Annotated in this window: 19 protein-coding genes and 1 tRNA gene; 10 read left to right on the forward strand and 10 right to left on the reverse strand. The window is 60.6% G+C overall.

Annotated features, from left to right (window positions below; genetic code table 11):
• Positions 1–104: 104 nt before the first annotated feature.
• The 3 genes from AAF555_00245 to AAF555_00255 are packed head-to-tail and all read right to left on the reverse strand — an operon-like array spanning position 105 to position 2829.
• On the reverse strand, positions 105–992 hold the full coding sequence (locus AAF555_00245) for an NAD(+)/NADH kinase (protein MEM6909987.1): 888 nt from the start codon (positions 990–992) through the stop codon (positions 105–107).
• A complete protein-coding gene (locus tag AAF555_00250; GenBank protein MEM6909988.1) occupies positions 974–1711 on the reverse strand; it encodes a TlyA family RNA methyltransferase in 738 nt (245 codons plus the stop codon). The genes AAF555_00245 and AAF555_00250 overlap by 19 nt, the downstream gene beginning before the upstream one ends.
• 2 nt (positions 1712–1713) lie before the next feature.
• Positions 1714–2829: a TIGR00730 family Rossman fold protein gene (locus AAF555_00255; protein ID MEM6909989.1), complete on the reverse strand. Its 1116-nt coding sequence runs from the start codon at positions 2827–2829 to the stop codon at positions 1714–1716.
• Between the two features lie 112 nt (positions 2830–2941).
• Between AAF555_00255 and AAF555_00260 the strand changes: the two genes are divergently transcribed.
• The 5 genes from AAF555_00260 to AAF555_00280 all read left to right on the forward strand — a co-directional run bounded on the left by AAF555_00260 (position 2942) and on the right by AAF555_00280 (position 7118).
• Complete coding sequence (locus AAF555_00260; GenBank protein MEM6909990.1) at positions 2942–4003, forward strand: 3-deoxy-7-phosphoheptulonate synthase; 1062 nt, start codon at positions 2942–2944, stop codon at positions 4001–4003.
• A 15-nt stretch (positions 4004–4018) separates the two neighbouring features.
• On the forward strand, positions 4019–5029 hold the full coding sequence (hflK, locus tag AAF555_00265; GenBank protein ID MEM6909991.1) for an FtsH protease activity modulator HflK: 1011 nt from the start codon (positions 4019–4021) through the stop codon (positions 5027–5029).
• A gap of 31 nt (positions 5030–5060) precedes the next feature.
• On the forward strand, positions 5061–6026 hold the full coding sequence (hflC, locus tag AAF555_00270; protein ID MEM6909992.1) for a protease modulator HflC: 966 nt from the start codon (positions 5061–5063) through the stop codon (positions 6024–6026).
• 88 nt (positions 6027–6114) lie between these two features.
• A tRNA-Thr gene (locus AAF555_00275) sits at positions 6115–6189 on the forward strand.
• A 110-nt stretch (positions 6190–6299) separates the two neighbouring features.
• Positions 6300–7118 (forward strand): M15 family metallopeptidase, encoded by an 819-nt coding sequence (locus AAF555_00280; protein MEM6909993.1) that lies wholly within the window; start codon positions 6300–6302, stop codon positions 7116–7118.
• Between the two features lie 8 nt (positions 7119–7126).
• Here the strand turns inward: AAF555_00280 and AAF555_00285 are convergent, their stop codons facing one another.
• From AAF555_00285 to AAF555_00300, 4 genes are read right to left on the reverse strand one after another with little or no spacing between them, the layout of a single operon-like run.
• The gene (locus tag AAF555_00285) at positions 7127–8500 is read right to left on the reverse strand and encodes an efflux transporter outer membrane subunit (protein MEM6909994.1); all 1374 of its coding nucleotides are present in this window, start codon (positions 8498–8500) and stop codon (positions 7127–7129) included.
• Positions 8501–8504: 4 nt separating this feature from the next.
• Positions 8505–11624 carry an efflux RND transporter permease subunit gene (locus AAF555_00290; protein ID MEM6909995.1) on the reverse strand — a complete coding sequence of 1040 codons (3120 nt, stop codon included), beginning with the start codon at positions 11622–11624 and terminating at the stop codon, positions 8505–8507.
• Positions 11621–12760, reverse strand: coding sequence for an efflux RND transporter periplasmic adaptor subunit (locus tag AAF555_00295; GenBank protein MEM6909996.1), 1140 nt, complete (start codon positions 12758–12760; stop codon positions 11621–11623). Before AAF555_00295 ends, AAF555_00290 begins: the two co-directional genes overlap by 4 nt.
• A 45-nt stretch (positions 12761–12805) precedes the next feature.
• Positions 12806–13528, reverse strand: a complete 723-nt coding sequence (locus AAF555_00300) for a TetR/AcrR family transcriptional regulator (protein ID MEM6909997.1) — start codon at positions 13526–13528, stop codon at positions 12806–12808.
• A 154-nt stretch (positions 13529–13682) separates the two neighbouring features.
• On the opposite strand from AAF555_00300, the gene AAF555_00305 reads away from it, so the two are divergent.
• The 4 genes from AAF555_00305 (at position 13683) to AAF555_00320 (ending at position 16077) form a co-directional block, all read left to right on the forward strand.
• Complete coding sequence (locus tag AAF555_00305; protein ID MEM6909998.1) at positions 13683–14102, forward strand: hypothetical protein; 420 nt, start codon at positions 13683–13685, stop codon at positions 14100–14102.
• Positions 14103–14156: 54 nt separating this feature from the next.
• A complete protein-coding gene (locus AAF555_00310) occupies positions 14157–14765 on the forward strand; it encodes an ankyrin repeat domain-containing protein (GenBank protein ID MEM6909999.1) in 609 nt (202 codons plus the stop codon).
• A 21-nt stretch (positions 14766–14786) separates the two neighbouring features.
• A complete protein-coding gene (locus AAF555_00315) occupies positions 14787–15284 on the forward strand; it encodes a hypothetical protein (protein ID MEM6910000.1) in 498 nt (165 codons plus the stop codon).
• 79 nt (positions 15285–15363) lie between these two features.
• Positions 15364–16077 carry a YebC/PmpR family DNA-binding transcriptional regulator gene (locus tag AAF555_00320; GenBank protein ID MEM6910001.1) on the forward strand — a complete coding sequence of 238 codons (714 nt, stop codon included), beginning with the start codon at positions 15364–15366 and terminating at the stop codon, positions 16075–16077.
• 222 nt (positions 16078–16299) lie between these two features.
• Here AAF555_00320 and AAF555_00325 read toward each other — a convergent pair whose 3' ends face one another.
• Both AAF555_00325 and AAF555_00330 read right to left on the reverse strand, forming a co-directional pair.
• Positions 16300–17205, reverse strand: coding sequence for a sugar phosphate nucleotidyltransferase (locus AAF555_00325; GenBank protein MEM6910002.1), 906 nt, complete (start codon positions 17203–17205; stop codon positions 16300–16302).
• 287 nt (positions 17206–17492) lie between these two features.
• A complete protein-coding gene (locus AAF555_00330) occupies positions 17493–17843 on the reverse strand; it encodes a Spx/MgsR family RNA polymerase-binding regulatory protein (protein MEM6910003.1) in 351 nt (116 codons plus the stop codon).
• A gap of 77 nt (positions 17844–17920) precedes the next feature.
• Here AAF555_00330 and murI point away from each other — a divergent pair, with 77 nt between their 5' ends.
• Positions 17921–18703 carry a glutamate racemase gene (gene murI / locus AAF555_00335; protein ID MEM6910004.1) on the forward strand — a complete coding sequence of 261 codons (783 nt, stop codon included), beginning with the start codon at positions 17921–17923 and terminating at the stop codon, positions 18701–18703.
• A 32-nt stretch (positions 18704–18735) separates the two neighbouring features.
• Here the strand turns inward: murI and AAF555_00340 are convergent, their stop codons facing one another.
• Positions 18736–19896, reverse strand: a complete 1161-nt coding sequence (locus tag AAF555_00340; protein MEM6910005.1) for an NAD(P)/FAD-dependent oxidoreductase — start codon at positions 19894–19896, stop codon at positions 18736–18738.
• Positions 19897–19996 lie beyond the last annotated feature (100 nt).

A 19996-nucleotide genomic window follows, 5' to 3' on the forward strand; every position in this document is an offset into this window, starting at 1 on the left:
GCAGGGCTGGCTCGAAAGACTCCGGCCCTTCCTTCCCCGCGCTTCAGCGCCTCTTCCCCACAACACCTTCCCTCCATTCTACCAGTGAATTCTGGAGCTTGGTATTAGACATGCCCTCCATGCCAGGCGAGCTTGATCCGCAAGGTCTCGAAAAAGCTGTAGTCCGTCGGAAAAACCAGGGGGACGGAGTGCTTCGAACGAGAAATCTCAATTCTCCCCCCTTTCGGGACCACCTCGGAGATTTGTCCATCGATGGTCACCACGGCCTGGATGGGGTAAGCAGGGTTGGCCATCATGGGTTCCACCGTGACCCGGCTCTCCGCCGCCACCACCACCGATCGGTTGGTCAAGGTGTGCGGACAGATTGGCGATAGCACGAGGGAATGCGCCCCCGGATGCACTACCGGGCCCGTGGCTGACATGGAGTAGGCGGTCGACCCAGTCGGAGTGGCTACAATGAGCCCGTCGGCATTGTAAACGCTCATGAGACTGTCATCCACCGAGGTCTTCAGCCGCACCATGCGAGCGATGTTATCCGATTTGATCGTGACTTCATTCAAAACGTGATAAGACCTCTTTTGTTGTTCACCGACAAACACTTCCACATTGAGCGCCATGCGGTCGGTGACTTGGTAGTGGCCCTCCAAAATCTCGTCGATCACGCCTTCCAGATCTTGCGTCGTGGCATAGGTCAAAAAGCCGAGGTGACCCACGTTGAGGCCCAGAATGGGGCAGGGACAGACGGGTTGCCCGATTGATCGGACCGCCTCGAGGATGGTCCCATCCCCGCCTAGGACAAGAAGGAGATCGATCTCGCAGCCCATCGACTGGAGGGAGGCAAAGGAGCTCTCGCGCCCGAGGATCTTGGCGGCGTCCGGGCTCAAAAAGGCCTCCACTCCCCGCTCGCTCAGCAGCCCCAAGAGATCGCGCAAAGCCTTTTCGGCTTCCGGCTTGTGGGAATTCGCGTCGATGCCTATGCGTTTCGCAGCCATGCCAGAAATTCGCGGTTTCCGTCCGTTCCTTTGATAGGCGATTCTATCACGCGAGACCAGCGTTTTCCTTGTTCCTCCTCCACGAAACGGCGGATTTTGGCAACCGCTTTGTGGTGCAAGTTGGCATCACGCACCACCCCCCCTTTTCCGATTTCCTCCCGCCGCAGCTCAAACTGTGGCTTCACCAAAGCGATGACCTCCCCTTCCGGCTCCAAGACGCCAAAGGCCGCCGGGAGAATCTTAGTCAGCGAGATGAAAGAAACGTCCACCACGATCAAACTCACCCGTTCCCCCAGGTGGGACTCGTCCAGCTGGCGGGCATTGAATCGTTCCTGCTCGTGGACACGGGGATCGTTTCGCAGTTTCCACACCAGCTGGTTCGTCCCGACGTCAATGGCATGCACCCGCTCCGCCCCGTGTTGCAGCAAGCAATCGGTGAAGCCCCCGGTGGAAGCTCCGATGTCGAGACAAACCCGTCCCGTTGGATCAATCCCAAATCCCCGGAGCGCGCCTTCCAGCTTGAAGCCGCCTCGACCGACATACTTGGGCCGCTCTCGCAGCTCGATCTCCACTTCCGGGGCGAAGGTCCGGCTGGGCTTGTCGCAAACGTGCCCGGCCACCTTGACCGCTCCGGCCAGGATCAGGCGCTTGGCCTTTTCCCTCGACTCCGCTTCCCCCTGCTCCACCAGAAGCTGATCGAGGCGAATCCGCTGTGCCATCTTTAGGCGCTCGTTTCGGCCGAATTGAGAGCGTCAATCAGCTGACGAAGCCGCCCGTAGTCGCTGCCCTTCGCCAGCCCCACCAAGCGCGGCAACTCGGCAATCTCCGGCTCGTTTTTCTCCGCCCGCAGGGCCCGAGTCTGTTGCCAAGTGCCCTGGTCTAGGAGATCGGCAAAACCCTCATTGATGGCCGCCAGGGCCGCCGGGCTGAGCGCGGATCGCATTCGGAAAACCAGCCGATGCCCCACATAACGATAGGAATGAAAATTCCGGTAGAAGCCGGTCACCTCCGTCACCGCCGCCTCCAAATCATCCGTCAAACTGAAGAGATCGAAGTCCCTCTCTGAAATCAGCTCTCGACGGAAAAGATGCTCTTTGAGGAACCGAATGAGCGTCTTCCAATAAGTGCCTCCCGGTTCATCCAAGAGCACGATCGGCTTGATCGAAGTCTTCCCCGTCTGCATTAGCGTGAGCGTCTCGAACATCTCGTCCATCGTGCCGAAGCCCCCCGGGAGAAGGACATAGGCATCGGACTCCTTCATGAAGGAAAGCTTGCGGGTGAAGAAGTAGTTGAACTCGATCAGCTTGGGATCGCCCGCGATGGTCTCGTTGGCCTGCTGTTCGAAAGGAAGAGAGATGTTCAGGCCAAAGCCATTTTCCCGTCCCCCGCCCGCCTGGGCCGCGCCCATGATGCCATTTCCGGCCCCGGTAATGACCATGAAGTCTTCTTCCGCCAAACGTCGTCCGAGCTGGAGCGCGGTTTGGTAGGCGGCCCGGTCTGCCGGCGTCCGGGCCGAGCCAAAGACCGTCACCTTCCGCCGACCGGCATACTCGCTGAAAATCTTGTTGGCGGCGCGCATCTCTTTGAGGGCCCGGTTCATCAATTTGAGATTGGCTTGGGAAGGATTGTCGCGACCTGTCAGGAGAGCCGTGATGAGCAGCTCTACCACCAAATCATTGCACCGATCAGCACAGGCCCACGTCTGAACCAACTCTCGCAGCTGCGCATCCAGCTCTTTCTGGCCAGTGGAGGATCGATAGGTCTCCGGCAAGTCGAAAATTTGGCCACTCGTGAAGTCCTTTTCTGGAATGGGTTGGGTCAGGGGACTCTTCTTCATGCAGGGACGGGCTGGCGGAAGGAAGCATCGTTCTCCCCCCTCCCAGCGCAAGGAAAATGCCCCTCTTGCCTTGCGGACAAACCGTCCTATTCTCCCTCCCCTTTTTCAAAGCATGCGCCCGACCGACGACCTCCGCATCGATCAGATTGATCCTCTGCTCTCGCCCGAACTCCTCATGAGGGAGCTTCCTCTGACCGAGGCGGTCGCTGAGCTGGTGGCGCAGGCGAGGGAGCAAGCCGAGGCCATTCTCCAAGGCCGAGACGATCGCCTCCTGGTGGTGGTGGGTCCGTGCTCGATTCATGACCCGGCCGCCGCCCTCGAATATGGCAAGCGCCTGGCCCAGCAGGCCCGGGCCTTTGAGTCGCAGCTCAAAATCATCATGCGGGTCTACTTCGAGAAACCCCGCACCACCGTCGGCTGGAAGGGCTTGATCAATGACCCGCAGCTCGACAACACCTTCGACATCAACCGGGGCCTCCACGCCGCTCGCCAGCTCTTGCTCGAGTTGGGCCAAGTCGGCATCGCGGCCGGCCATGAGTTCCTCGACACCATCTCCCCCCAATACGTGGCCGACCTCATCGCCTGGGGCGCGATCGGGGCCCGCACCACCGAAAGCCAGGTCCACCGCGAACTCGCGAGCGGCCTCTCTTGCCCCGTGGGATTCAAAAATGGGACCGGAGGGAGCCTGAAAATTGCCATCGACGCCATCGAATCCGCCGGCCACCCTCACCACTTTCTCTCCGTCACCAAACAAGGCCGCTCCGCCATCGTCAGTACCAAAGGGAACCACGCCTGCCACGTCATCTTGCGCGGCGGGAGCAAAGGGCCAAACTACCAGGCAGAGCCCGTTGCCGAAGCCGTCCAGCGCTTGCTCGATGCTGGCCTCCCCCCGCATCTCATGGTGGACTGCTCGCATGGAAACAGTGAGAAAGATTACACTCGGCAGCCTGCGGTTGCTGGAGACATTGCCAAGCAAATCGCCACCGGGAGTCGCTCCATCGCCGCCGTCATGATCGAAAGCCACCTTCTCGAAGGCAAACAAAGTCTTCGCAAGACACCGCTCACTTTCGGCCAGAGCGTGACCGATGCTTGCATCGGCTGGGACACCACGGTCGAAGTATTGGATCACCTCTCTCAAGCCGTGCAAACCCGGCGCGAACTCCCCCTCCCCTAACCCGACTCACAACTCATGGATTTAGAAGAAGCCTTCGGAAACGCCAAACGCCAGATGCCGCAAATGCCCTCCTGGTTCAAAGGCAATGCCCTCGTCGCGGCCCTGGTGGCCATCTTTGTTCTGGTGACTGGTTTCACCAGCGTCTACACAGTGCCTCAAGACTCCGTCGCGGTGGTCCAGCGCTTCGGTCAGTATATCAACACCACGCAACCCGGCCTCAACTTCAAGCTCCCCTGGGGAATCGACAAGGCCACGCTCGTGGAAAGTGAGCGCCAAAAGAAGATGGAATTCGGCTTCGCCACCCCTGGCGCCACCAACGAGTTCCAGAAAAGCTCTCGGCAAGAGCAGATCGAAGCCCGCTCCATGATCACGGGCGACCGGAACGCGGCCACGGTCGATTGGGTCGTGCAGTATCGCATCAGCGATCCCGTGGCCTACGTCTTCCAAGTCCGCAATCCCGATGCCACCCTGCGGGATGCCTCGGAGTCGGTAATGCGGGCGGTGGTCGGAGATCGCACCGTGGAAGAAGTCCTGACCGTCGGACGCCAATCCATCGAAGCTGAAGCCGTCGAAAACTTGCGCGCCCTCTCCGAGCGCTATGACCTCGGCCTGCGGATCGACCAAATTCAGCTGAAAGACGTCAAGCCCCCCCGCCCGGTCGAACCCTCCTTCAACGAAGTCAACCAAGCCCAGCAAACCAAGGAAACCGTCATCAACGAAGCCCGCGGCCAATACAACCGGGCCGTCCCGCGCACCCGGGGCGAGGCCGACAAAACGATCGCCCAGGCCGAAGGGGAAGCCATCCGCCGGATCAACGAAGCGGAAGGGGACGCCGCCGCCTTCAACGCCGTCTTCAGCGAATACTCGAAAGCCCCCGACGTCACCCGCCAGCGCCTCTACCTGGAAACCATGTCCAAGGTGCTCCCCAGCTTTCAAAAACGCATTCTCATGGATGCCGCTGGAGGCGGAATCCTGCCCTTCTTAAACCTGGATCAATCTGCCAACCCCGTGACTGGCGCCCGCTAATCGGACCCATCGGAACCCACCCTCTTCTGCCATGAAACAACTCTCTCTCGCCCTCTTCCTCGGCATCGCCATCGTCCTGCTCGTCATCATCGGGTCCGCCATCTACACCGTCGACGAAACCGAACAGGTCATCATCACGGAGTTTGGACGCAAGGTGGGCGACCCCGTGACCGAAGCCGGCCTCAAGTTCAAAACGCCCTTCATCCAACACGTCAACCGGATCGAAAAGCGCGTCCTCGAGTGGGATGGCAACGCCACCGAAATGCCCACCCGGGACAAACTCTTCATCATCGCGGACATGTTCGGTCGTTGGAAAATCACGGACGCGAGCGTCTTCTTTGAAAAACTCCGCGATGAACGCAGCGCCATCTCGCGGCTCGATGACATCCTCGGGGGGGAAACCCGCACCGCGGTCGCCAACCATGACCTCATCGAAATCATCCGCAGCACCAAGGAACGCGAGCCCGTCCAGGGCGGCGAAATCGTGGACATCTTGGGCGAAAGCGCCCAACTCGAAGACATCGAACAAGGCCGCCCCGCCATTGAACAAATCATCTTCGACTCAGCCAAGCCCAAGCTGGCAGAATTCGGCATCGAACTCCTCGACATCCGCTTCAAGCGGATCAATTACAACCCCACCGTGGAAAAAGACATCTTCCAACGAATGATCTCGGAGCGGAAACAAATCGCCGAACGCTTCCGCTCGGAAGGCCAAGGGGAAGCCGCCCGCATCCTGGGAAGCATGGAAAAAGACGTCAACGAAATCAAATCAGAGGCCTACAAAAAGGTCCAGAGCATCCGAGGGGAGGCGGACGCCAAGGCCACCGCCATCTACGCCAACGCCTACAACCAAAGCCCGCAAGCAGCCGAGTTTTATCGCTTCATCAAGAGTTTGGAGACCTACCAAACCTCTCTCGGCGGCGAGACGACCGTCATCCTCAACACGGACTCCCCCCTCCTGCAATATCTCCAATCCTTCGAAGGCAACGGGAACTGAGCGGAGATCAAAAGAACGCCCTCGCGAAAGAGCCTTGAAAGTTGGCTCAGTTTTCCCATAACTTCGCTGGAGAGGGCCGAACGAGAAAGCCGATGTAGCTCAGGGGTAGAGCAGGTCATTCGTAATGATCAGGTCGCCGGTTCAAATCCGGCCATCGGCTCCATTTGAGGAAGAGATCACCTCCTCGCTCCCGGCCCTCACTTTCTGCTCGAAAGTCTTGACGACGGCGGGAGACTTGCTCACTGCTTCGGAACGACTTTTCCCTCCCGCCCCATGGCCCAGCCCGCAAAGTCCCTCGTCAAATATGTCCAACGCCAGCTGAATGCCTCGGGCTTTCGCTCGGGTCGGGTGGACGGGATTTGTGGTTGGCGGACTCGGGGGGCGCTTCGCAAGGCCTTGGCCGATGTCAGCAACGTCGACCCGAAGTGGCCTCAGGAGCGACTGCTTTCGGCCTACATCCAATATCTCGCGACCCATCGCGGCATCGACGCCGGCCCCATCGATGGCTGGTGGGGCCCACAGACTGAATTCGGTTACGAGAACCTTCTCCACCTCGAAGAGCATGGCATTCCGGTGCCGAACTGGCGAGATCAGGAAGACGATTATGTCCCCGCCCAGAACCACTGGCCGGAGGAGCGACCAGAGAGCGAGCTGCGAAAATACTACGGGGAGCCCGGCAGCAATCTCGCGACCATTGAGCTCCCCTACGTCCACCGTATCGCTTGGTCCTCGAGCCAGACTCTCAGCAAATTCAGCTGCCACGAGAAAGTCGCCGAGAGCATGAAGCGCGTCCTCACTCGGGTCCTCGATTACTATGGTGCCCAGCAGATTCGTGACCTCCGGCTCGACTACTGGGGAGGCTGTTTCAACAAACGCACCATCCGAGGGGGCAGCCGCTGGTCGACTCACGCTTGGGGCATCGCAGTCGATTACGATCCGGATCGCAACCGTCTCCGCTGGGGTCGAGACCGGGCCCATTTCGCGAAGCCAGCCTATGAGAAATGGTGGCAGCTGTGGGAGGAGGAAGGCTGGGTCAGCCTAGGCCGGATCAAGAACTACGATTGGATGCACGTGCAAGCGGCCAAGCGCTGAGAGCCAGCCTAGCCCCGGGCGCCCAAGGCTTGGAACAAGCGGACGCTCGCATCGAACTGCAATCCCCGAATCTGGGCGGCTCTCCGTTCGGCATCCAATTCCTCTCTCAGGGCATCGAGCACTTCGATGGAATCGACCTTGCCCTCGCGGTAACGCGTTAGGGATAGCTGGGAAGCGCGGGTCGAGGCCTTCACGGCCCGCCGCTGCGCCGCATACTCGGCCGCCAGGGCCTGCCGGTCGACCAGGGCGTCTTCCACCTCCTGCAAGGCCACGAGCATCGTTTGTTCATAGTTCGAAATGGCTTCCTCGTGAGCCGCTCGGCGCTCTTGGAGATTGGCGCGGAGTCGGCCTCCTTGGAAAAAAGGCAGGGTGACTTCCGGGCCCAGGGTGAAGGTGCGGCTACTCCATTCCAGAAATTCATCCGTGCTGATGCTGGAGAGCCCACCGGAGCCAATCAGATTGAAGCGTGGAAAGAAATCTCGCCGAGCGACTTCCACGCGAGCTTCAGCCGCCTGGATTTGCGCGAGAGCCTGCGCGACGTCAGGACGCGCGCTCAGCGTCTCGAAGGGCAGGCCGGTTTGGATCCGGGGCAGCACCCTCGGCGGGGGAGCACTTGCCAGCGAAAAGTCGCTGGGCGCTTGGCCGGAAAGAACGGCCAAGGCATTCGCGAGGCGACGGCGTCCTCCCTGCACTTGGAACTTCTCGGCTTGCCGTGTGGCGAGTTCAGCCTCGGCCCGTGCCACCTCCAAGTCCGTGGCCCGTCCTGTCGCCTGGCGATTTTGCGCGATCTCAAGGCTTTCTTGCCGGGTCTGGATGGCGTTTTTTAAAATGCGCTCCTCCTGGTCCAAGAAGCGAAGGGCAAAGTAATTTCGTGCGAGCTGGCTCTGAAGCGATAAGCGCAAGTCCGCGGTGGCCGCTTCCACCGAGAAGGCATCGGCCTGGGCCGCTTGGCTCAGTTTGCGGACCCTTCCCCAAAGGTCGATTTCCCAGCTGAGGGCGGCGCCGCCCTGGTATTGGGTGAGCGGGTTGGGCCCGAATTGGGCGTTGGGATCGGCTTCCGAGAGTCGATTCCGACTGAGGCTTCCTTCACCCGAAAGACTGGGAAAGAGATCCGCCCTCGCCACGCCCAAAGCCGCATAGGCTTGCTCGATCCTCGCGAGGCTGGCCCGGAGGTCGAGGTTGCGGGTGCTCACTCCCTCGACCAGCTCATTTAGATGGGCATCCTGATAGAGCGTCCACCACTGATCGGGCAAATGGCGGGCCCCTTGGGCCCTCGTTTCTTTCCAGTGAACCGGGGCTTGGAAGTCGGAAGTTTCCAAGGGAGCCAGCAACTGGCAGCCACTCAAGCAGGGCAGAAGGAGAAGGGCGGCGAAAGCTTTCATGATTTCAGGCAGTGCGATACTTGCGAGCGACCACCAGCCGGTAAAGCGCCGGAGTGAAGACGGCCGCCAAAAGAGTGGCCCCGCCCACTCCTCCCGCCAGCACGATGGCAAGCGGTGGCCAGAATTGGCCTCCTATCAGCAGCAAGAGCGGTAGGAAACTCCCGATGGTGGTGAGCGTGGTGCTCACGAGGTGTCGGCCGATTCCCATGATCTGCCGAGTCATGGCATCGATCTCTCCTCGCTTCGCCTGGGGGTCGGCGTAGAGGGCGGCCAGGGCCACGATGTTGTCATTGAAAGTCAGACCGACCAATCCGATGCAACCTAAAATGGTGTTGAAGCTGACCGGAAAATCCATGACCCAAGTGGCCAGTAGCCCATAGCCCACCGCCAAAGGAGCCGTCAGCAGAAGGATGCCCGCCACGCGGACACTCCGGAAGGAAAGAATGAGAATCGCGATCGTGAGCGTGACAATGACCGGCAGATAGAGCTGCAAATTGCCAAGGGCCTCCGCTTGGTTCTCGGATTCCCCGCCCACTTGGAGGCGATACCCGGCCGGTGGCTGGAAGCCGGATTCCTCCAGCTCTTGCAGGACCTGCTGGGTGATCTCGATCGGAAGGGCTCCCACCTGGGAATAGCCCCGCACGAAGTTGACCCGTTCTCCATTGAAGCGCGTGATCGCTCCCGCTTCGGGGCGCAGTTCAAAGCCTCCTACCGTGCGAAGCGGGACCGGCTCGCCCTCGTCATTGATCAAACGCAGGTCGGCCACTCCATCGATTTCCCGCCGTCGCTCGCTCGGCACCCGCACCCGAATGGGCAGTTCCTCGACCGCCTCGATCAAGCTCCCCCCTTGCAGGCCTTCCAAGTGGGTTTGCAACTGGTCGGCAATCGATTGCAGGCTGAGACCCGCTGTGAGAGCGCGCTCTTCCTGCGCATTGAACCACAGTTTGGGCTCCCCTCGTTTCAGGGTGGATTCCACGTGGAGGATATCGGGATGCTCTCCGAGACGTCGCTGGACCTCATCGCCCAGCGCTTGGAGGGTGGCGATGTCGGGGCCGAGAAGGCGAATCTCCACATCCGCAGGAGCCGGTGGCCCTTGGGCGAACTTGCTGACCCGGACGAGCGCTTCGGGGAAGGCTTCGTCGAGTCGTTTTTGCAAGCTAGGCACCAGTCGATCGACCGATTCAAAGGAATCTGCCTTGATGGCGGCCATGGCGTAGTTCGGCGAGTTGTCCCGATTCTCAATCAGATTGTAGTAGACGGGAGGGAAGGTCGCTCCGGCCAACCAATGGACATGTTCGATTCCCGCTTCCTCGCGAATGAGAGCCTCCATCTCGGCCGTGACCGCCACCGTCCGTTCGAGAGACGTGACAGTCGGAAGATCAAATTGCACCGTGAACATATCGCGGTCGGTCCGCGGGAAAAATTGGCTGCCGAGACCAGCCGCCGCCATGAAGCCCAGAATCGGGACGGAGATCCCAATCAAAAGGCCTAGCCAAGGACGCTGGATGGACTGCCGGATGAGGCCTTGCATGGCGCGCGTGAACCAGGGCGCGCTCACCCCCTCGCGCAGCCAACGCCACCTTCGTCTCCCACCGCCCGTCTTGGGGAGAGACGAGAACAGACCCGCCATGGCAGCGATTAAGGTTAGCGAAATCACGAAGGAGAGACTGATGGCTAAGATGACGCTGTTCCCGATCGAGCCCACAAAGTCGCCCGCATTGCCCGGCAACAAGAGAATGGGGAGGAAGGCCAAAACCGAAGTCAGGGTCGAGGACAGCAGGGGCACGAAAAGATGCTCGATGGCCGCGATGACCGCCTCCCGGCGGCTCTTTCCTTTCTCGAGGTATTTGCGGACCTCGTCGGTGATGACAATGGCGGTATCGATCAAGAGCCCCAGGGCGATGATCATGCCGAAAATCGACATCTGATGCAGCTTCCCTCCTTGGAGCGAAAGCGCGAAGAGCACCGCCGCGGCCGTCAGGGGGAGAGCCGTGCTCACGATGAGCGAGCGCCGCCAACCCATTGTCAAAAGAATCACCACCAGCACCACGCCTGCGCCCAAAAAGAGATTGCCCACCAAGTCGCTCAAGCGGGCCTCGGTGTAGACATTCTGCCGGTAGAGCACCTCGGCTGAGATCCGACCGCCGAGATTGGCTTGGAAGTCGGCCAAGACTTGGTCGGCCGCCCCATCCCACTGGTCCACCCGCCCCCCGTCCTCCACCCGGGCCGCCACCAAGATGGCTCGTTGCCCGTCGGCAAAGGCCACCTGTTCGGGAGGATCCGTCCAGGAACGGGTCACTTGGGCGATGTCCGCTAGCCGGATGGTGCGCGACTGGTCCTCACTCTGGAAAACGATGACCTCCCGCACCCGCGCCAGAGAATCCAAGCGCCCATCCACCTCCACCAAAAGGTTGGCGGCCCCTCCTCGCACCAAGCCCGCTGGGACCTTGACATCGGCTCGACGAAGCGCCTCGGCCACGTCGCGGGAGGTCAACTGCCGTTGAGCCAACTCCTCCGGTTGGATTTCCACCGTGATCTCCTCAGAGGGCTTGCCGTAAACTCGCACCAGTTGCGTCCCGCTCACCCCGCGGAGCCGATCAGCCAAATCCTCGGCCCGCCGAGCCAAAATCCCCAACTGCTCCTCCCCTTTGGCCGCCTCGGCCCAGCGCAGTGCCACCAGGAGCGTGTAGGCCACCGTACTCCGCTTGTTGTCGAAGTCGGGCGGCAGAACTTCAGAGGGAAACTCCTGGGCGGCGGCGTCGACGGCATCGCGGATCTCCGAAGCGATCGGTTCCACCATGTCACTTTGAACCGCGTCCTTGTATTCGATCGTGATGAGCGAGATGCCCGAGCGGGAGGTCGACTGGATTTCTTTGATTTGAGAAATCTCTTCCAGTTCGGACTCGATTTTCTCGGTCACCAGGGCCTCGACCCGGTCGGCCGAGGCTCCTGGAAAGACCGTCAAGACCTGCGCGCTTCGATTGGTGATGACCGGGTCTTCCAAGCGAGGCAGCCCATTAATGGCTGAGAGCCCCGCCACCAAGGTCACCGCAATCCCCAGCGCCAGGAGATAGCGATTATCGAAAAAAATCGCAGTCAGCTTGTTGGAGGCGCCCGCACTCATGACCCGGCCGAAGAAAGCGAACTTTCAGATTGCCTCTCCACGCGGGCGATTTTGACCCGCTGCCCCGGCGCCAACTTGTGAAGGCCTGCCGCCAAAACCTGATCGCCGGTCTGGAGCGGCCCCCGCACGAAGACCTGGTCTGCATACTCGTAGATCAGCTCGATATCGACCGGCTCCAAGCGATGAGCGCCCTCGGCGGCCTCCGGGTCGGGAACGACCAAAAAACAGCCCCACAGTCCACGATTCCCTTCGGTCAGCGCATCCCGGGGCAGAAAGAACCCCTCGCCCGCTACCTCCTCTCGCTGCCGGACAGTCAGGATATCCCCGTCTCGCGCTCTCAGCCCCTCCTGCGCCAGCGACGCGATGACATCGATGGTCTGCGTGCGGGGATCACGTTGTGGCAAGACGCGCAGGATGGGCAAGTCCACCTCCGTTCCATCGGGAAGCTCTGCCCGGAGCGAAGGCCCGCTTCGCCAATCCGCTTCTTGCGCCACCGGCAGGGCGATGCGCGCTTCCAATTGGCCGGTTTCCAGCAGCTCCAAAACAGCTTGATTCGGCGACAGGATGCTCCCCTCATCGGCGGCCCTCTCCACGATGACCCCGGCGTAGGGCGCCCGTAAGACACTCTTTCGGAGATCGACCTCGACGCTGGCCAACTGGGCCTCAATCCGGCGCACCGCCGCCCGCGCAGAATCCCGCTCTTCCAGCGAAGACTCCAGCTCTTGCGCTGCCACCGCGCCGCTCTTGACCAAGCGGGCGTCTCGCTCCCAGACACCCTCAGTGAAGTCTTTCCGAGCGGTCGCCTCCACCAGGGAAGCCAACAGTTCATCGCGACTTGCTTCCAAACGCTCTTGGTCGATGGCCGCCAAAGTCTGCCCCTCTTGCACCGCCTCGCCCTCCTCGACCTCCACCGAAAGAAGGGTTCCCGAGATCTCGAAGCCGAGGGAAGTGCGCCGCCTGGCCTCGACCACCCCTACGTATTTATTCACCACCGGAAAACTCTTCGCTTGCACCAGTTCCACCACCGCCACGGGATTGAGCCGCATGGTCGGAACCTCTTCTCCCTCGTCCGCTGGCCCGGAACAACCCCCTGCCAAGAGGGCTCCCAAGAAAAAAATGGATCGGAGTGACTTCATTTTACTTTTTGACTGTGAGTAACTTAGAACAAAAAAGGAGAACCGTTAGGAGCGGAGCGCGATCTGAGAAAAATCGGAAAGCTCGCTCTGAATGCGTTCCTTGGTGGCCTCGTAATCATGCTCCTCCGCGGAAGGCCCCCAGCCCACGCCATCGAGATAGCGGCAATAGTTATCGAAGAGATACCGGAGAGGCTCTCGGGCATATTTTTCGGAAAAAGACCCCTCCTCAGCGATCAGAAACGCACCTTTGGAAAGACTAATCAGGCCCCAGACAATCTGGTCCGGCTGGGGAGCATCCTTTGCTAGCTCGCCCTGAGCCGCAGCGTCTTCGGCCACCGCCACCGCCAGCTCAAAACACCGGTCAAAAGTCTGGAAGAAGTAGGCCTGCCGTTCCTCTGAACACTTCGACCAGATCGAGGGCGAGCGCACCAGCTGCACCAGCGGGAAACCGTGCGGAAAATTTTGCGCCAGCATGCGATCCGCCATGGCGAAGGCCGTAATGCGCTCTCGGGTCAGCCCTTTGAAGTCATGGGCCGCTTTGAAGGATTCCCAGCGGAGCGTGGCGTGATAGTTGACCACCCCCAAAACGAGATCTTCCTTGCTCTTGAAGTGATGATAAAGCGTAGCTTTGGAGTATTCCACTTGCTCCGCCAACTCGTCCAAATTCAGACCGAGGTAGCCATGGGAGGCCAGCAGACCATCCGCCGCCTTGACCACCATCTCCTCGCGAGCAAGAAATTCGCGCTCTTTTCTCTCAGAAATGCCCATTTTGACTCGCGGTTGATTTCTGACTACGAGTTAGACCGGCTTTCCAGATGCCCGCCGAATGCTTTCGAAGCGATCTCCCTCCCCGCTCTCTGGAACAGGGCCTGCCCCCAGGATGAAGCTTGCGTGAAGAGGGCGGGCACGGCATGCTTTTCTCATGAGAATGCTCTCCTTGTCCTTCCTGGCGCTCGCGGTGACGGCCTCCTCCCAAGAGCTGCCGACCCTCTCTTGGGAAAGTGAACAAAACGCGGGTGTCCCCCTCGCGGAAGGCCCCGAGCAGACTGTCCGGCTGCGGGTCAACCAATCGGCCATCACGATCGCCCTCGCGGCCCCGGTTTCGGTGGCCGAACTGGCCCCGGCGGAGTTTGAGGATGGCCAAGTGCCTGCCCAGGCCGTGACCGCGGCCTTTGGCTGGTGGGCCGGTCTCGGCCAAGCATACTACGCCACCTGGGAGAGCCCCATCCTGACCGTCTACCTCCAGGAAATCCAAGAGCTGGGCGAGGAACTCCCCGCCGAGCAACTTTTGCAGATCAAAGTGGATCAACGGGGCCAAGCGACCGTCCTGGACGACAAGTAGCCGCTCTCTAAATCCTTCCTCGACCCCCTCCGCGTCTCGGGTGTAGAGACAGACATGGCTCGTGTTCTCCCCCTGTTTTTCCTGACCTGCTCGCTCTTTCTGGCGGCTTGCGAGAAGAAGGAACCGCCCCCTGCGGCGCCGTCTCAGGAAACCAGCCTTCCCCGGCCCCCTGATCGCCCCCCTTTCCACCAGGAACTCTTCCTGGAAGCCGCCCTCAACGGCAACCTGGCCGTCATCGAAGAAGGTCTCCGACGTGGGAACCAGTTGGAAGCCGAGGGGGAAGGCCAGCGCACCGTCCTCATGCAGGCCTCCTTCAACGGCCACAGCGAAGTCGTTCGCCTGCTCCTGAAGGCGGGGGCCAACGTCGCTCACCGGGACGCCGCCCGCCGGACCTCGCTCATGTATGCCTGCACGGGCGACAACATGGACACCATTCGCCTCCTTCTTCGGCATGGGGCCGAGGTCAATGCCGTGGATGGCGAGGAGCAATTCAGTCCTCTCATGTATGCCGCAGCCGAAGGTCTCGCGAGCGTGGTCTCCCTGCTCTTGGAAAAGGGAGCGGACCCGGAGCATCGCGACCGCGATGGCGATACGGCTGCCGATTTCGCCAGACGAGCCGGGCATCTCGCAGTCGCCAAATTGATCGAAGAAGCGGCTGGTTGAATGGGCTGCCCGCCACCCCTCATGGCCTCCTTCCCGGAAATCCCCACTCCGCCCCAGCTCTTTCGTCAATTTGACGAAGGACGCATCGCTCACGAAGAGCTTCTCGCCAAGCTGCGGGAGCACGCCCTTCTCTTGATCGAAGAAATGGAGGAGAATCACGCCCATCCCCTGCGCGCCTTCTTCGATGCGCAACTGGCTCGGCACGCAGCCGCGGTCCTTCGGCGCAAGCACGGCGAGCCCGCCGTTCGTGAAATCCTGGCCGCCTTGGCTCAGCTGGAAGGCTTCCCCCCGGCGCACCTCCTTTGGAATGCGGAGGATCGCAGCGTCCCGCTTCCCACGCTTTTGCGCCAACGCCAAGAACCCGTCTTCCGCATCCTTCACCTGGAAGCCAAGGCCCAATTGGCGTCCATCGAAGTTGAGTGGGGTCGTTCTTCTCGCAAACACAGCACGCGGGAGCGCTTCGAGCTCCGGCGCGACTGGGAAGGCCGTCTTCGCGTGGTCCGACGGAATCCTGCTTGAAAGCTCGCCCTCCGCAAGCCAACCTCTCGCGCCTTGGCCCTCTCGCCGCCAAGCGATCACCTGCAAGCCGAACTTTCTCATGGGACGCGCCTTCGAATACCGCCGCAAATCCAAAGAAGCCCGCTGGGACAAAATGTCGAAGGTCTTCCCGAAATTGGCCAAGAGCATCACCATCGCGGTCAAGGAAGGCGGCGGCCCCGACCCGGAGTCGAACTCCAAGCTCCGTCTCGCGATCGCCAACGCCAAGGCAGAGAACATGCCCAAAGACAATGTTGACAAGGCCATTGCCCGGGCCACGGGCAAGGACGCCGCCGAAATCGTCGAAATCCACTATGAAGGCAAAGGCCCGCATGGGAGCATGCTCTGGGTCGAGTGCGCCGCCGACAACACCAACCGAACCGTGGCCAGCCTCAAAACCATCCTCAACAAGAACGGTGGCGAAATGGTCAACTCAGGGGCCCTCAGTTTCCTCTTCACCCGGAAAGCCGTGGTGGAATTCCAAACCACTAGCGAAATGGATTTGGAAGAAGTGGAATTGGAACTCATCGATCACGGGCTGGAAGACTTTGTCGAGCACCAAGGCCTCGTCACCGTGACCGGAGAATTCACCGCCTTCGGCGCTCTGACCGAAGCGGTGGAAAAGCTGGGAATCACGACCACCAAAACCAGCCTCAAAATGCTCCCGACCTCGCCCATCGAATTGAGCGAGGCCCAGATGGAAGAGGTGGAGAGCCTGATCGACAAGCTGGAAGACGACGAGGACGTGCAGGCCGTCTACACCAACATCGCGTAAGCCCACGCCTCCGCCTCATACCAAGCTGCAGAATTGGCTGGTAGAATGGCCGAGTGGATTTCGGGCCAGACCAAGGCGCGACGAGGGCGCGGTGCAAGCACCGTAACCGAGGAGCAACGCTGGGCTGGCTCGAAAGACACCGGCTCTCCCTTCCCCGCGCTTCAGCGCCTCTTCCCCACAACACCTTCCCTCCATTCTTCCAGTGAATTCTGGAGGTTGGTATCAGAAAAGCCTCTCGGGATACTCTCCGGAATCGATGAGCTTTTGGATGCTAGCGATCACCTGTGGTCGATCCTCTTGGTAGGTCACGCCGAACCATGGGCTCTCTGTTTTCCGCACTCGAACTTCCGCCTTCCCATCCTGGATGAACTTGTCCACCTCCGCCGGGACATACCACTCGCTCGTGAGCTCCCCGCCTCTGGCCCGCAAAAACTCCACGAAAGAACGCTCCAGGAGCTGGAAGAAGCTGGGACGGAAAAGCCAGAAATTCATGGAAGCGAGCTCCTCTCCCGTGAGAGCGCACTCCTGGCCCTCCTCCTCATTGTAGACCCCTCCTTCTTTCGCCACGATCTTGGTCATCTCCTTAACCGAGGTGAGAAAGCCCCGCTCGTTGGCACGACAGATCCCACGGGCGACCGAGCCATACTCCGACAAGGTGTTTTTCAGTTGGAATCCCACCATTCCATACTGGGCCTTCTCGGACTCATCCCGCTCTTGGGACAGCTCTGCCACCGCCACTTCAAAAGCCTTCCGCCCATAAAAGTCATCCGCGTTCAGCATGGCAAAGGGTTCCTGGATCAGCTCACGTGCAGCCAAAACCGCATGCGCCGTGCCCCAAGGCTTCTCTCGACCTTCTGGCACAGCAAAGCCCGCCGGCACATCTTCCAGAGTTTGGAAAGCGAAGTCCACCGGGACCCGCCCTTCATACTTGGCTGTCACCTTCTCGCGAAAGGCCTGCTCAAAGTCCCGGCGGATCACAAAAACCACCTTCCCGAAGCCGGCCCGCCGAGCATCGAAGACCGAGTAGTCCATCATGACCTCACCATGCGGCCCCATGGCGTCGAGCTGCTTGAGCCCGCCATAGCGGCTTCCCATGCCAGCAGCCAAAAGGAGGAGAGTAGGCTTCACCGGGGCTGCCTACCCATCCTGGGGCAGGCACGCAAGATTCAAGTGAAACCAAGATCCCCTCCCCTCCGGCGCTTGGCCCCTGATACCAAGCTGCAGAATTGGCTGGTAGAATGGCCGAGTGGATTTCGGGCCAGACCAAGGCGCGACGAGGGCGCGGTGCAGGCACCGTAACCGAAGAGCAACGCAGGGCTGGCTCGAAAGACACCGGCTCTTCCTTCCCTGCGCTTCAGCGCCTCTTCCCCATAACACCTCCCCTCCATTCTTCCAGTGAATTCTGGAGGTTGGTATTAGAAGACCGCTTCCCACTCGGCCGGTCGGAAGCCCGAAAGAGCCGTTTTCCCTTGAATCACAAAAGGGCGTTTCACGAGGTTTCCGTGCGTCGAAAGCGCCTCCAAGATTTCCGCCTCGCTGGCCTGGGAAAAGGTTGCTTTCCAGCCATCGCGATAATCCTGGCTCGAGGTATTGGTGATCTTGCGCCAATTTCCGGCAGCCGCCACCAGGCCCACTCGCAGTTCGGCCACGCTCGGGGGCGTTTCTCGAATAGGGATTTCCTCGAAATCGACTCCCCGTGCCTCCAACCACTTCTTCGCCTTGCCGCAGGTCGAACACTTGGCGTAGCCATAGAGTTTCCAACTCATCCCGCAGCCAAGCAAGGATGCACTGAGACCACAAGATTTTTCATTGTGACCAAGGAGGGCTTTCGCTAGCTGTCGAAGTGGCTTCCAAAATCGGCATTCTCGACTCCGGGGTCGGCGGGCTCTCGGTCCTGCGGGAAATCCGGAAGAAGCTTCCTGGAAATCCACTGGTCTACGTGGGCGATTCCGCCTGGTGCCCCTATGGCCCGAAGGCTCCCTTGACCATCCAAAAACGCGTCTTCTCGATCGTCGATTTTTTGATCGCCCAAGGATGCGACCTGCTGGTGGTCGCCTGCAACTCCGCCACCCTCTCCGCAGTGGAGGCTCTCCGGGCCTCCTACCTCCTGCCTTTCGTCGGGATGGAACCTGCCATCAAACCGGGAGTGGCCGCTACCAAAAGCGGGGTCATCGGCGTTTTGGCGACCGAAGCCTCGCTGGCCGGGGAACGGTATCATCAACTCGTCCACCAACACGGCCCAGGCGTGCGCATTCTCACGCGACCCGCGCCCGAATTTGTCGAGCTCGTGGAAGCGGGCCTCCTGGCGGGCAGCCAAGTCGAGAGCGCCGTCCACCAACACCTGGACCCGCTCTTACATGAGGGAGCCGACACCCTCGTCTTAGGCTGCACCCACTATCCTTTTTTGCGACCTGTCATGCAAGCGATCGCGGGAAACCACCTCACCATCCTGGACACCGGCCAAGCGGTCGCCGAACAGACCGCGCGGCTCGCCAAGCCGGGTGCCGGGCAGGCCTCGGAAATCGTCTTCTACACCACCGCCGACCCCCCGGAAATGAATCGTCTTCTCCCCCTCCTCTTGCCAGAAATGCCGCCACCCCCTCCCGCACGCCTCCTCGCACTCTAAGGGCCACTCTAGGGGCACTTCGCATCATGGTCTCAGTAGTTGTGAGACTCTTGAAGTCGCTTCACGGCATCAAAGTGCGGATCGAAAAGATCCTTCCAAGCCTCGGCCGAAAGAAGTCCCCGGTGGTGGAAGAAAATCACTTGGGCCAGGCGCCTCCCGAGTGAGGACTCCAAAAAAGAAAGCAGGGGAAAGCCCGGCCTCTCCATTTGGTCCCAGGCCCATCGGAGCAGCCCCTTGAAGCGAAAGTGCGGAACTTCTTTTTGCAGACGCTCTCCCGGAAGGGCGCCCCTTCCTTCCAAGTGATCGGCTGCCAGAATTCCAGCCCGTCGGCCGATTTCGATCGCTGGGTGGATTCCACCGCCCGTCAGGGGGGAGACCAGGCCGGCGGCGTCTCCCAGGAGGCAAACTCTCCCTGCGAAGCGACGACGCAAGGGGCCGCCGCAGGGAATTCGTCCGCCTCGGCGACCGACCTCTTCCGCCTCCCGCAGGTCAAAAACCTCACCTACCGTCTCCCAGAATGGCTGCCATTTTGGCGGCCTGCCACTTTGGCTAGCCAGGCCCACTTGGCACACCTGCCCCACCCCTGGAACGACCCAGCCGATGTAGCCTGGCGCCAGCTTTTGGTCGACAAAGACGTGCAGGAATCGGGGATCGACGCCCCGGACGCCTTGCAGCTCGACTTCCACTCCCAAGAGATGCCGACGATTTGAACTCAACCCAAAAAACTTGGCCACACTCGACCGCTCCCCATCTGCGCCCATCAGGAGCTGGGCTCGCAGCTTGCCGTGGCGGGTTTCCAGTCGGACTCCCTTCGAGTCCTGCTGCCCTCGAATGACCGTCTCGCCGCACCGGACCTCGGCCCCGACCGCCAAAGCGCGCGCTTCCATCCAACGGAGGACAGCCGGCGTGTCGGTCGCAAAAAAAGCATAACCCCGCCTCGCCAGCTCGATCGACTTGCCCTGGGGCAGCCAAATCTTGACTCCTTCGATCCGTCGCAAAAGCGCAGACGGGATGTCCAATTGGTCGGCCACTTCCTTGACCAAAATGCCGGTCGTCCGCACGCCCCTCCCCACCTCTTTTTTTCTCTCCAAGACCACGGTCTCCAGGCCCCGGGCCGCGGCCGCTTGGGCACAGGCCAATCCAGAAAAACTTCCTCCAACTATGGCGAGGTGGCACGGTTCACGAAGAATCATCTCTTCGGTGAGACCACCCCTTGGGCAAGCCGTTCAAAGAAGCTGGAATTTTTTGCCCGATTTTCCATTGCAGGGAAAGCGGCCTTCCAACGAATGTAGC

Source organism: Verrucomicrobiota bacterium, from assembly GCA_039027815.1.
Taxonomy (GTDB): Bacteria; Verrucomicrobiota; Verrucomicrobiia; order Verrucomicrobiales; family JBCCJK01; genus JBCCJK01.